The sequence below is a fragment of the Cobetia amphilecti genome (genome assembly GCF_020217465.1).
Taxonomy (GTDB): domain Bacteria; phylum Pseudomonadota; class Gammaproteobacteria; order Pseudomonadales; family Halomonadaceae; genus Cobetia; species Cobetia amphilecti.
This window is the reverse complement of sequence record NZ_CP084115.1, coordinates 1338108-1350824: the sequence shown is the minus strand read 5'-3', so window position 1 is coordinate 1350824 and position 12717 is coordinate 1338108. Positions and strand designations below refer to the sequence as shown.

Below are 12717 nucleotides of genomic sequence, written 5' to 3'. Positions count from 1 at the left end.
AGAGGTCGCCATGACACGTCATATGACACTCAAACTCCTGACAGCTGCGGTGGTCACCGCCATGTCCGCCCAGGCCTTCGCCTTCGAACCGAAAGGCAAGGTTGACTGCATCGCGCCGGCTGATCCGGGCGGCGGCTGGGACTTCACCTGCCGCAGCGTCGGCAAGATCCTGTCTGAGCTCGATTTCGTGCCGGGCAACGTGCAGACCATCAACATGGCCGGTGCCGGTGGCGGTGTCGCCTTCGCGCACACCGTCTCCAAGCGTGCCGGTGACGAGCAGCTGCTGGTGGCCGCCTCCACCGCGACCACCACCCGTCTGGCCCAGGGCCAGTTCCCGGGCATGAATCAGGACCAGGTCGAGTGGATCGGCGCACTGGGCGCGGACTACGGCGCCATCGCCGTCTCCAAGGATTCGCCGTACAACACCCTGAGTGAGGTGATGGACGCGCTGAAGAAAGACCCGAAATCCGTCAAGTTCGCCGGCGGCAGTGCCGCAGGTGGCTGGGATCACCTCAAGGTGCTGATCGCCGCCCAGGCTGCCGATGTCGAGAACCTGCCCAAGGTCTCCTACCTGTCCTACAACAACGGCGGCGAAGCCATCACCCAGGTCGTCGGCGGCCACGTGCAGGCCTTCACCGGTGATATCTCCGAGATTCAGGGCTTCATGGAATCCGGCGACCTGAAAGTGCTGGCCGTGCTCTCCGAAGAGCGCCTGCCGGGCAAGCTGGCTGAGGTGCCGACCGCTCGCGAACAGGGCATCGATGCCGTCGCCCCCAACTGGCGCGGCTTCTACATCCCGGCCGGTGTCAGCGACGATGCCGAGCAGTACTGGACCACCACGCTGGACAGCGTCTATGAAAGCGAAGAATGGAAAGATGTGATGACCAAGAGCGGCCTAATGCCGTTCCACAAATCGGGTGCCGACTTTGATGCCTTCGTGAAGGCACAGATCCAGGACATCCAGACCCTTTCCAAGGACATTGGGCTGATTCGCTGATGAATGACCGCATCTTTGGTCTGCTGATGCTCACCCTGGCCGTCGCGTACGGCTGGGGTGCCCAGCAGTTCCCGGAACCCTTCGGCGGGGCCGAGTCCATCGGGCCCGAAACCTTCCCCACGGTGCTCTCGATCGTGCTGGCGCTGAGCAGCCTGTATCTGATCGTGCGCCCCGACCCGGACCAGCAATGGCCGTGGAGCCGCACCGGCGCCGAGATGGTGCTGGCCATCGTCATCCTGTGCCTGTACACCGCACTGCTTGAGCCGCTGGGCTTCATCGTCACGACCACCGCTGCGGTCGGCACCCTGTGCTGGCGCATGGGCTCCAAGCCGGTTCGCGCTTACGTGACAGGCCTGCTCGGCGGCATCGTCGTCTTCGCCCTGTTCAACTTCGTGCTTGAGCTACCACTGCCGCTGGGCATCCTGGAGGTGGCGTAATGGAAAGTCTTGGCTTCTTGATGCAGGGCTTCGGCATCGCCCTGCAGCCAGAGAATCTGATGTTCGCCGTGCTGGGGGCCTTCCTGGGCACCCTGATCGGCGCACTGCCGGGCCTGGGCCCGGCCAACGGTGTGGCCATCCTGATTCCGCTGGCCTTCACCCTGGGCCTGAGCCCGGAAACCTCGCTTATCCTGCTGACCTCGGTCTACGCCGGTGCCATGTACGGCGGGCGCATCTCCTCGATCCTGCTCAACATCCCGGGCGATGAGCCGGCGATGATGACCTGTCTCGATGGCTATCCGATGGCCCAGAAAGGCAAGGCCGCCGAAGCGATGGCCATCTCGGCGATCGCCTCCTTCATCGGCAGCCTGATCGCCACCATCGGCCTGATCGTGATGGCGCCGTGGCTGGCCAGCTTCGCGCTGACCTTCGGCCCGGCGGAATACTTCGCGCTGTTCGTGCTGGCCTTCGCCACCCTGGGCGGCATCACCGGCAAGAATCCGGTCAAGACGCTGATGGCCGCCGCCATCGGCCTGATGATCGCCACCGTCGGCATCGATGGCTCCACCGGCACCCAGCGCTACACCTTCGATGTGCTGGAGCTGTTCGAGGGCATCGACTTCATCATCGCCATCGTCGGTCTGTTCGCCATCTCGGAGCTGCTGTTCTTCATCGAACAGCACGCCGGTGAAGGCAAGCCGATGATCGCCATGAACAAGATGACCCTGAAGCTGAAGGACATCGTCGCGATTCTGCCGACCTCCTTCCGTGGCGGTGTGCTGGGCTTCATTTCCGGCGTGTTGCCGGGCGCCGGTGCGTCGCTGGGCAGCTTCATCAGCTACACGCTGGAGAAGAAGATCCTCGGCAAGAAAGGCAACTTCGGTGAAGGTGATCCGCGCGGCGTGGCCGCCCCGGAAGCCGGCAACAACGGCGCCGCCTCTGGTGCCCTGGTGCCGATGCTGACGCTGGGCGTGCCGGGTTCCGGTACCACCGCGGTGCTGCTGGCGATGCTGATCTCGCTCAACATCACCCCCGGCCCGCTGATGTTCACCCAGCACGGCGACATCGTGTGGGGCGTGATCGCGGCGCTGCTGATCGGTAACGTCATCCTGCTGCTGATGAACATCCCGATGGTCGGCATCTTCGTCAAGCTGCTGTCCGTGCCGCCCAAGTATCTGCTGCCGGTGGTGACCATGGTCGCCTTCGTGGGCATCTACTCCATCAGCCACTCGACCTTCGACCTGTACTTCATGGTCGCCTTCGGGGTCGCTGGCTACTTCCTGCGCAAGCTGGATATCCCGCTGGTGCCGGTCATTCTCGGCATGCTGCTGGGGCCAGAGATGGAGAAGAACCTGCGTCACGCCATGCAGCTGTCTGACGGCGACTGGACCATCCTGATCGGCAGCCCGCTGGCCGTGACCCTGTGGTGCATCGCCATCGCCGGTCTGCTGCTGCCGGTGATCGTCGGCCCCATCCTGCGTCGCCGCATGAGCGCCGCCAAGGCCGCCACCGACGCCTGATCCTGGCCAGGGTCCGCGCCTCTCATGAGGTGCCACGCCCTGAATGACAGCGCTCTGAAATGACATCGCCCCCGCCGGCAAGACCGGCGGGGGCGATGTCATTTCAGCACTTCAAGACTCCTGTCACTGGTGAGCGCGCATCAGTTGCCCTGCTGCCACTGCGCGAGCAGGCGGTGGGCCTGGGCAGGCGTCAGGCGCGCCGTCGGGCCACTGAGCACGATGACTTCCGCCGGTGCCAGCCCCTCGTCGTGATGCTGGGCGACGCTGACCGCCAACGCCGCCACCGACAGGCCGGCGGCTTCACCGGTCTCGATCTCGCCACTGTCGACACACTGCTGCAGCAAGGCGGACAGCGCCTCATCGACCAGCTCGCCCTCCTCCAGCTGATGACGCAGCGGCCACTGGCTGACATGCGCGTACTGGCACATCGCCTGACGCGGGCGTGTCACGCCCTCCACCGGGCGCGCCTCGGCCAGCGGGCCATGCTCGACCAGCATCAGGCTGGCCGTCTCGCCACTGGCGGCATTCAGCGCCGCCAACCAGCCGCGCAGCTGAGCCTCGCGGGCCGGCAGCGCCGGTGCCAGCTGGGCAAAACGCCCCAGCGCCGCGCCGATGGAGTAGATGCCATGGCTGTCACGCGCCACATAGCCGAAGTGCTCAAGCGAGCCCATCAGCCGCAGAATCGTGCTCTTGTAGAAACCACTGGCCTGCGCCAGCTCGTTGAGCGTCAGGCGAGGGGTCGCGGGGGTAAAGGCTTCCAGCAGCGTCAAGGCACGCTCGACCGCTTCCACACGTTGATTGGCCATGCGGCGGGGCTCCCACGGCAGGTGAAGAACGAGGCTGACAGGCAACGTGTGCCATGCCGTCTCAATGGACTTGAATCATGCCATAACGTTCTGACAGACAGAACATGACGCGCCTGCCGCACTGACGATACTGGCCGTGCAGCGTGATAGAATGGTGAGCTACCACACTATTTCCGGTTACGCCCGCACAAGGTTCGCTCATGTCCATCTTCATCATCACCTTCGTGGTCTGCCTGATCGTCACCGTCGGCACCGTGGCCATGCTGATGATGTCGCGTACGCCGCGCTTTCGTACCGACTACAGCGATATCGCCCGCGTGCTGGACCAGGCGATCAGCGGCGAGATCAACGAGAACGAGTGGCACAGCGTGATCGGCTACCCGATTCGCCATGATGAGTATCTGGAGAGTCTACGGCGCCGCTGCCAGGGCATCTTCGACAACCACGCCCGGCCGTGGCAGCTGGCCCAGGGCGGTGCGCTGTTCTCGCGCGCCGGCCGTGAAGAGCTCAACGTGCTGCTGGGCCATCTGCGTGCCCGCACCGGTGTCGCGGAGACTCGCGCCTGATGGCCGCCAGCGAGATGCGCCTGATCCCGCTCTCCAACCTGCGTGAGCACCACGATCACAGCTACCACCAGCTGGTGATCGGCCTCGATGGCCTGGCCGAGTTCGAGATCGAGGGCCAGGGCGGCGAGATTCGCCCGCTGACCGGCTGCATCGTGCCGGCCGATCATGTCCATTACTACGCGGGCATCGGCGAGAATCGCCAGCTGATTCTCGACCTGCCCGATGATGCGCCCTACCTGACCGCCCATCATCGCGAGCTCAAGCGTCTCTTCGAGCGCCCACGCTTCTTCACGCTGGACACCCGCCTGCGTGGCTATCTCGAATTCATGCTCGCGGAAGTCAACGACTACCAGCAGGCGCCGGGCGACCTGCTCGCCGCCACCTTCCTCGCCTGCCTGAACACACGCATAGAAGAGCCGATGAGCGCGCTGAGCACCAGTGGTCGTCAGCTGGATCTGGTCGCGCTCAACCGCTTCATCGACGCCAATCTCGGCCAGCGCCTCAGCGTGGCGGATCTTGCCCGCCAGTCGCATCTCTCCGAGCAGCATTTCAGCGAGCGCTTCCGCGTCCTGACCGGCCTCTCGCCCTATCAGTATCTGCTGCGCCGTCGGCTGGAAGAGGCACGCCAGCTGCTGGGCACCAGCGAGCTTTCCCTGTCCCAGATCGCGGATCGCTGCGGCTTTGCCAACCAGAGCGCCCTGTCCCACGCCTTCCGCAAGCATCTCGGCTTCCCGCCTTCGGCACTGCGCAAGTCCTGATCGAGCCGGCAGGAGCCGATGAGGCGTGCGTGTCAGATCCGCCCGTGTGCCTGGCACGCCGCTCTTCAATTCGCCCCTCAAGCCTCTACCACCTTGGTATAACAAGATCGCATCATTTCGCTGCACAGCCTTCGACAAAGGTCGGAGAAGCGTGTCACTTTTCTGACATGCCCGTGAATTTGACATGTGCAGCCGAGAAATTGGAAAGACCCGCCCCCCTGCGCCACCCTACATTCTCAGTCATACATCCAGACGTGCCGCTGTCGCGCTTTCTGATGCGTTCTGCATCACTCCCGGCGCTGTGACTCGGCAATCCCATTCGGCGCTTCGACGCCCAGCAGCAAGGGGTTCGCACCATGACCACCTCCACTTCCTCCGATCAGTCCAGTGCAGTGAATGCCGCGATCGCCTCAGCCACGTCCACAGCCGCCCAGTCATCGACAAACGACAAGCAAGGGGTGCTCAAGGGCAATGTGCTCAAGGACAACATCCTGCGCAGTGACCAGATGCTGGCCGCCAGCACCTGGCAGCAGTCTCCGGAGGCGCTGTTCGCGCGCTTAAGCGACCACTACCTGGTCGATGAAAGCGCCTACGTCAGCGAGCTGGTCGGGCTGCTGAACGCCGAAGACAAGGATGCCAAGCGCATCGGCGACAAGACGGCCGAGCTGGTTCGCGAGATCCGCACCATGGACACCGCCGTCGATTCCATCGACGAGCTGCTGCAGCAGTACAGCCTCGACACCCAGGAAGGCGTGCTGCTGATGTGCCTGGCCGAGGCGCTGCTGCGCATTCCGGACAAGGAAACCGCCGATGCGCTGATCGAGGACAAGCTCGGCGTGGCCGACTGGAAGTCCCACCTGGGCCAGAGCGAGTCCTGGTTCGTCAACGCCTCCACCTGGGGCCTTCTGATGACCGGCAACGTCATCAAGATGGATCTGCCCAAGGGTGACGGCAAGCCGGCCACCTTCATCAACCGCATGGTCAATCGTCTCGGCGAGCCGGTCATCCGCCGCGCCATGTACCAGGCGATGAAGGTGATGGGCAAGCAGTTCGTGCTGGGCCGCGACATCAAGGAAGCGCTCAAGCGCTCCCAGCCGCTGTTCGACAAGGGCTACACCTATTCCTACGACATGCTGGGTGAAGCGGCCTGTACCCGCGACGACGCCAAGGGCTACTTCGACGACTACGCGCGTGCCATCCGCACCGTCGGCGAAACCTCGCGCAAGCTGAAGGAAGGCACCCCGTCGCCGTCCGTGTCCATCAAGCTGTCCGCCCTGCATCCGCGCTATGAATTCGGCCGTCGTGAGCAGGTGCTGGAAGAGCTGGTGGCAAGCGTGCGTGAACTGGCCGGCATCGCCCGCGAGCTGAACGTCGCCATCACCATCGATGCCGAGGAAGTCGATCGCCTCGAGATCTCGCTGGAAGTGTTCCGCGCCGTCTACGAGAGCGACACCTGCCGCGGCTGGGGCAAGTTCGGCCTCGTCGTGCAGGCCTACTCGACGCGTGCCCTGCCGACCCTGCAGTACCTGAACCGCATCGCCGACCTGCAAGGCGACGAGATCCCGCTGCGTCTGGTCAAGGGCGCCTACTGGGACAGCGAGATCAAGGAATCCCAGGAGCTGGGTGTCGAAGGCTATCCGGTGTTCACCCGCAAGGCCTCCACCGACGTCAGCTACCTGGTCTGCGTGCGCTTCCTGCTGTCCGAGAACACTCGCGGACGCATCTACCCGCAGTTCGCCACCCACAATGCCCACACCATCAGCACCATTCTGGATGTGGCCAACGCCGGCGAGACACGTCAGTTCGAATTCCAGCGTCTGCACGGCATGGGCGAAGCCTTGTATGAAGCCGCGCTCAAGCGTGCCCCCAAGGGGACCTGGTGCCGTATCTATGCGCCGGTCGGCGCGCACAAGGACCTGCTCCCGTACCTGGTGCGTCGTCTGCTGGAGAACGGGGCCAACTCCTCGTTCGTTCACCAGCTGGTCGACCCGCGCGTGCCGGTCGAGAGCCTGTGCACCCACCCGGTGGTCACGCTCAATCAGTACAAGACCTACCACAACCCACGCATCGCGCTGCCGCCGAATATCTATGGCGCAGACCGCCTGAATTCACGGGGCATCAATCTGAACATCAATAGCCAGTACCAGCCGCTGATCGACGAGATGGCCACGCACATGGACACCACCTACGACGTGCGTCCGCAGCTGGCCTTCGATGTCGAGGTCAATGCCGAGCGTCGTCAGGCCGTCACCTGCCCGTTCGACCGTCGTGACACCCTGGGCCACGTGCAGTGGACCAGCGCCGAGGAAGCCTCCAAGGCCATCGACGCCGCCTGGGCTGCCTTCCCGCGCTGGGAGCAGACACCGGTCGAGGAACGCGCCGCGATTCTCGAGCGCTTCGGTGACCTGATGGAAACCCACACCGCCGAGCTGATGACCCTGTGCTCCCGCGAGGGTGGCAAGCTGCTCACCGACGGCATCGCCGAGATCCGTGAAGCGGTCGACTTCTGCCGCTACTACGCCAACCGTGCGCGTGCCGACTTCGCCGAGCCGACCGAGCTGCAGGGCCCGACCGGCGAGCACAACCAGATCATGCTCGGCGGCAAGGGCGTCTTCGCCTGCATCAGCCCGTGGAACTTCCCGGTCGCGATCTTCTGCGGCCAGATGGTCGCCGCCGCCGTCACCGGCAACACCGTGGTCGCCAAGCCCGCCGAGCAGACCTCGCTGGTCGCTCACCGCGTGGTCGAGCTGCTGCGCGAAGCCGGCATGCCGCACGATGTCGTCCAGCTGCTGCCGGGCGATGGCCCGACCGTGGGTAGCGTGCTGTCCAGCGACCCGCGCATCACTGGCGTGTGCTTCACCGGCTCCACCCAGACCGCGCAGATCATCAACCGCTCGCTGGCCGCGCGTGAGAACGCTCCGCTGCCGACGCTGATCGCCGAGACCGGTGGCCTCAACGCCATGATCGTCGACTCCACCGCCCTGCCGGAGCAGGTCGTCAATGACGTGGTGCAGTCCGCCTTCCAGAGTGCCGGTCAGCGCTGTTCCGCCCTGCGTGTGCTCTACGTGCAGGAAGACGTCGCCGAGCGCGTCATCGGCCTGCTCAAGGGCGCGATGGACGAGCTGAAGATCGGTGACCCGCGCGATCTGGGCACCGACGTCGGCCCGGTCATCGACGAGGAAGCGCGTGCCGGTCTGCTCAAGCACATCGAGGAATATCGCAGCCAGGGCCGCGTGATCGCCGAAGCCGCCGTCGACAAGACCATCACCGAGCACGGCACCTTCGTTGCGCCGGTCGCCCTGCGCATCGATGGCATCGATAGCCTGGAAAGCGAGCAGTTCGGTCCGGTACTGCACATCGCGACCTGGAAAGGCGGCGAAGTGGACAAGGTCATCGATACCATCAATGGCCTCGGCTACGGCCTGACCTTCGGTGTGCATTCGCGAAACGAAAGTTTTGCTAATGCCGTTGCACAGAAAATTCGTGTTGGTAATGTCTACGTCAACAGGAATATCATCGGTGCTGTGGTAGGTGTACAGCCGTTTGGTGGTCAGGGCTTCTCTGGTACTGGCCCGAAAGCCGGCGGCCCGCACTACCTGCACCGCTTCGCTACCGAGAAGACCCGTACCGTCAACACCACGGCTCTCGGCGGCAACGCGTCTCTTCTCGCCATGGGCGACGAATGACCGACGCTGCCTGCTCTCGCGGCAGCAGCAGAGGTCATGCCTGGCGGAAGACTGCATGCTGGACGTGCATGAGGTAGCCAGGTGACAGGGCATCAGGACGATGCCCAGTGGATGACGGCGAGCACGCCAGGCCGTCATCTGCCCCGGACACCGACAGGGACGCCCACGGACATGAATCGCCAGCGACTGGCCCCTCATGCTCGTGCCCTGCGGTGTCCGTTGCCGTTTCCCCTTTTGACTCGACGGCAATATGCGGGGACGGACGAACGTCAGAAGATTCGTTTATGCGCTAGTCTGAACGTACAAGATTGGCAGGAACTTGCGAGAGCCGCCGCGACATGGCCCTCGAAGGACGTTCGATGCATGACGCAGGACTCCCGGCGACGGTCTGACAGGAACCGTCACTGGCAGTGAATCATCACGACGCTCGCCGTCCGACAACAATAAATGCAAAGGATTTACTCCACGATGGTCGATAACAGCCCCACCATACTCATCACGTTCGCTATCTATCTGGCGGTGATGCTCGGCATAGGCCTGCTGGCCTACAAGCGCACCTCCAACATGTCGGATTACATCCTGGGTGGCCGCTCATTGGGCCCCTGGACATCCGCCATTTCCGCCGGTGCGTCTGACATGTCCGGCTGGCTGCTGCTGGGCCTGCCCGGCGCTGCCTACCTCAGCGGCCTGTCCGCTGCCTGGATCGGCATCGGTCTGCTGGCCGGTACCTGGCTCAACTGGCTGATCGTCGCCAAGCGCCTGCGTATCTACAGCTTCGTCGCCAGCGACTCGCTGACCCTGCCGGATTACTTCGAGAAGCGCTTCCGCGACAACTCCAAGATGTTGCGCGTCATCTCGGCCGTCTTCATCCTGCTGTTCTTCCTCTTCTACACCAGCTCCGGTCTGGTGGCAGGTGGCAAGCTGTTCGAGACCGTCTTCGGCCTCGACTACACCATCGCCGTGACCGTCGGTACCATCGCCATCGTGTCCTACACCTTCTTCGGCGGCTTCCTCGCCGTGTCGTGGACTGACCTCATCCAGGGTCTGATGATGGCTGTTGCCCTGATCGTGGTGCCCATCGTGGCACTCACCGACATGGGTGGCGTGGCAGAAGCGACCTCGCGCATCACTGCCGAGAACCCGCTGCTGCTGGAATGGTTCCGTGACGCCTCCACCGGCGAAGCGCTGACCCTGGTCGGCATCGTCTCCTCACTGGCGTGGGGCCTGGGCTACTTTGGTCAGCCGCATATCCTGGCGCGTTTCGCGGCCATCCGCAGCGAGAAGGACATCGGCGCGGCCCGTACCATCGCCGTCGTCTGGTCTGCACTGGGTCTGTTCGCGGCCATCTGTATCGGCCTGCTGGGTCTCGTCTACGTGCCGAAGGACCTGGCCGACAGCGAGAAGATCTTCATGGTCATGGTGAACTTCATCTTCCACCCGGCGGTTGCCGGCGTGCTGCTGGCCGCCATCCTGGCTGCCGTGATGTCCACCGCTGACTCCCAGCTGCTGGTATCGTCCTCTGCTCTGGCCGATGACTTCTACAAGGCGCTGTTCAAGAAGGATGCGACCCAGTCCGAGCTGGTGTGGGTCGGTCGCTTCGCGGTGGTCGGTATCGCCATCATCGCCTGGATCCTGGCGCTGGACCCGAACTCCAGCGTGCTGGGTCTGGTGTCCTACGCCTGGGCCGGCTTCGGTGCCGCCTTCGGCCCGGCGCTGATCATGTCGCTGTACTGGCGCCGCATGAACCGCTTCGGCGCGCTGGCCGGCATCATCGTCGGTGGCGTGACCGTGGTGGTCTGGAAGCAGCTTTCCGGTGGCATCTTCGATCTCTACGAGATCGTGCCGGGCGTCATCTTCGCCTACATCGCCATCTACGTGGCCAGCATCATGAGCGCAGCACCGGCTGATGAGATCACCACGGAATTCGACAAGGTCGAGAACCACGCCTGATCGAGGTGTGACAACACATTGTTGAAGCCTGTACCTATTGCCGCTCATATCGGCAATACGACAACGCCGCCCCTCGGGGCGGCGTTGTCGTTCATGGCAACTTGTCCTCACTGACTCTGGCTGTCATGGCTCTCTCATATGTCCTAATCACATTGGCGAGGCTTGCGGAAATCGATTACCCAGACTCCTTCTTGCAGTGACAGCGCTGGCGACGGCACTTGCGACAGAACTGATAAAGGAGCTGAGGGCTGGCTGGTGGGCTGATCGGAGGCCTGACTGACAGCATCGCCCGGCGCACAGGGCGATCGCGCTTGCAGGCGTGCCTTGAGCGCCTCATCGCGCAGCAAGGTCACCGCGCTGGCGCCCGCCAGGCGCAGCCGCACCACGGCCCAGTAGTTGTCAGGCGTGAAGGCGGCAACCAGATTCTGGCCCACGGCCGCCGCCTGCTGGCGAGCGACCCGCGCCAGCGGCGCCACTGGCGCCTCGCCCAGCACCAGTACCGGCAAGGCATCGCGCGGCTGGTAGCGCTCGGCGTCACGGGGCGAGTCCAGCGGCAGGCCCTGCTCCCGCGCCTGAGCCACCAGAGTGCGCGCCAGCTGTGTCTCATGGGCCTGTTGGGCGCCCAGCGCATTGCTCCAGGCGGCGAAGATCACCCCATGGCGCACCAGCAACAGGCCGGCGACGATCAACAGACACGGCTTCAAAGGGCACTGCGTCAGACCCCGCCAGCCAGGTGACTTGCGCTGCGTGTTGGCCGTTTCTGTCATGCTCGGCGTTGCGCTTGCCTCCGCGCTCGCGCCCTCTCTCACACTCACACTCACACTCAGTGCCAGCATCAGGGCACCGCCCAACAGCGGTCCCCAGGCGATCAGGGTGCGCGAATGAAATACCGGCTCGGCCAGCAACAGCATCGGCCCCCACAGGGCGGGAACCAGCAGCAGCGCCCACAGGGCCCAGCTCATGCGCTGCAGCGATAGCTGGCGCGCCGAGCGAGACCTGCCCTCGGGCGCGCCAGCGGCTTCTGCATGACATAAAGGCACGCTTCGAGGCAGGAGTCGCAACAGCGCTGCCCCGGCCAGCAGCGCCAGACTGAGCAACAACGTGACCTGCCCCAGCCCCTCACGCAGCGCGCCCAGCGCCACGCTCAGGTTGTGCTCGATCCCTGCCAGCAAGGCCTGAGGGTCGGCGAAGGGCAGCATCTGGCCATGCTGCTGACTGTACTCCCCCGCCACCAGCAGCCGCGTGATGGGCAGATAGAGCAGCAAGGCGACGGCGGCCAGCGCCCCACGCTGCAACAGCATCCGCCAGCGCGACCACAGTGACGTGCTGACGGCGCCCGCGAACAGGGCTTCGAGCAGGCTCAGCACCAGAAAGGCATTCAGGGCCGGTTGATAGCAGCACAGCGCCAGCAACAACAGCAGCAAGGCGCTCAGCGGTGGCTGCCAGACTTGCCATGGGCCTCGCCCTTCGCTTATCCCTCCGCCTTGCTCTCCCTCTGCCCCGCTTTTCCCGCCAGCACGCAGCACCAGACTGGCCAGTGTGGCACTGGCCAGCGCCACGCTCATCGGCAGGCTGTCGAAGGCGTAACTGAAATTCTGCAGGGTGAAGGGCGTCAGCCAGATCAGCGCATTGCCCACTACGCAGCCCGCCAGCGAGAGCCCCGGCAGCCATCGCCACCAGGCCAGCGCCATGCTCGCCGCCAACCCCCAGGCCGCCATTTGCGGCAAGGGCGCGACATTGACCAGCACATCGCCAAAGCCCAGCAGGCGCATGATGCCCTCGGCGGCCGGGCGCGCATTGAGCATCCAGCCGTAATAGCCATCCAGGGCACGGCTCATGTCATCCAGATACAGCGCGCGCGTGGCGATCAGTGGCACAAGCCCGAGCCCGATCACCACGAGACTGGCAAGCAGAATGCGCCATGCCTGACGCCGCCTGGCATCAGCGGCATCACACGCTTGGGACAACGGCTGCGAGCTTGTCATGCACTGGACTCC

General features: G+C 64.4%; 9 protein-coding genes. 7 read left to right on the top strand and 2 right to left on the bottom strand.

What is annotated here, in order from left to right; genetic code table 11:
• Positions 1 to 22: 22 nt before the first annotated feature.
• Genes LCW13_RS05750 through LCW13_RS05740 form a run of 3 tightly spaced genes read left to right on the top strand, consistent with a single transcriptional unit; the run spans position 23 to position 2954 of the window.
• Complete coding sequence (locus LCW13_RS05750; protein WP_225347779.1) at positions 23 to 997, top strand: Bug family tripartite tricarboxylate transporter substrate binding protein; 975 nt, start codon at positions 23 to 25, stop codon at positions 995 to 997.
• A complete protein-coding gene (locus LCW13_RS05745) occupies positions 997 to 1434 on the top strand; it encodes a tripartite tricarboxylate transporter TctB family protein (protein WP_043335453.1) in 438 nt (145 codons plus the stop codon). Before LCW13_RS05750 ends, LCW13_RS05745 begins: the two co-directional genes overlap by 1 nt.
• Positions 1434 to 2954 (top strand): tripartite tricarboxylate transporter permease, encoded by a 1521-nt coding sequence (locus tag LCW13_RS05740; RefSeq protein WP_043335451.1) that lies wholly within the window; start codon positions 1434 to 1436, stop codon positions 2952 to 2954. The genes LCW13_RS05745 and LCW13_RS05740 overlap by 1 nt, the downstream gene beginning before the upstream one ends.
• 140 nt (positions 2955 to 3094) lie before the next feature.
• Here the strand turns inward: LCW13_RS05740 and LCW13_RS05735 are convergent, their stop codons facing one another.
• Positions 3095 to 3760 (bottom strand): helix-turn-helix domain-containing protein, encoded by a 666-nt coding sequence (locus LCW13_RS05735; RefSeq protein WP_153635389.1) that lies wholly within the window; start codon positions 3758 to 3760, stop codon positions 3095 to 3097.
• A gap of 200 nt (positions 3761 to 3960) precedes the next feature.
• Between LCW13_RS05735 and LCW13_RS05730 the strand changes: the two genes are divergently transcribed.
• The 4 genes from LCW13_RS05730 to putP all read left to right on the top strand — a co-directional run bounded on the left by LCW13_RS05730 (position 3961) and on the right by putP (position 10720).
• The gene (locus tag LCW13_RS05730) at positions 3961 to 4326 is read left to right on the top strand and encodes a hypothetical protein (RefSeq protein WP_043335450.1); all 366 of its coding nucleotides are present in this window, start codon (positions 3961 to 3963) and stop codon (positions 4324 to 4326) included.
• The gene (locus LCW13_RS05725) at positions 4326 to 5084 is read left to right on the top strand and encodes an AraC family transcriptional regulator (RefSeq protein WP_153635388.1); all 759 of its coding nucleotides are present in this window, start codon (positions 4326 to 4328) and stop codon (positions 5082 to 5084) included. The genes LCW13_RS05730 and LCW13_RS05725 overlap by 1 nt, the downstream gene beginning before the upstream one ends.
• A 506-nt stretch (positions 5085 to 5590) precedes the next feature.
• Positions 5591 to 8770 carry a bifunctional proline dehydrogenase/L-glutamate gamma-semialdehyde dehydrogenase PutA gene (putA, locus tag LCW13_RS05720; protein ID WP_225348112.1) on the top strand — a complete coding sequence of 1060 codons (3180 nt, stop codon included), beginning with the start codon at positions 5591 to 5593 and terminating at the stop codon, positions 8768 to 8770.
• Positions 8771 to 9238: 468 nt separating this feature from the next.
• Positions 9239 to 10720, top strand: coding sequence for a sodium/proline symporter PutP (gene putP, locus LCW13_RS05715; protein WP_153635387.1), 1482 nt, complete (start codon positions 9239 to 9241; stop codon positions 10718 to 10720).
• Positions 10721 to 10863: 143 nt separating this feature from the next.
• Here the strand turns inward: putP and LCW13_RS05710 are convergent, their stop codons facing one another.
• Entirely contained in the window at positions 10864 to 12705 is a 1842-nt protein-coding gene (locus tag LCW13_RS05710; RefSeq protein ID WP_153635386.1) for a glucosyltransferase domain-containing protein, read from the bottom strand.
• Positions 12706 to 12717: the final 12 nt, after the last annotated feature.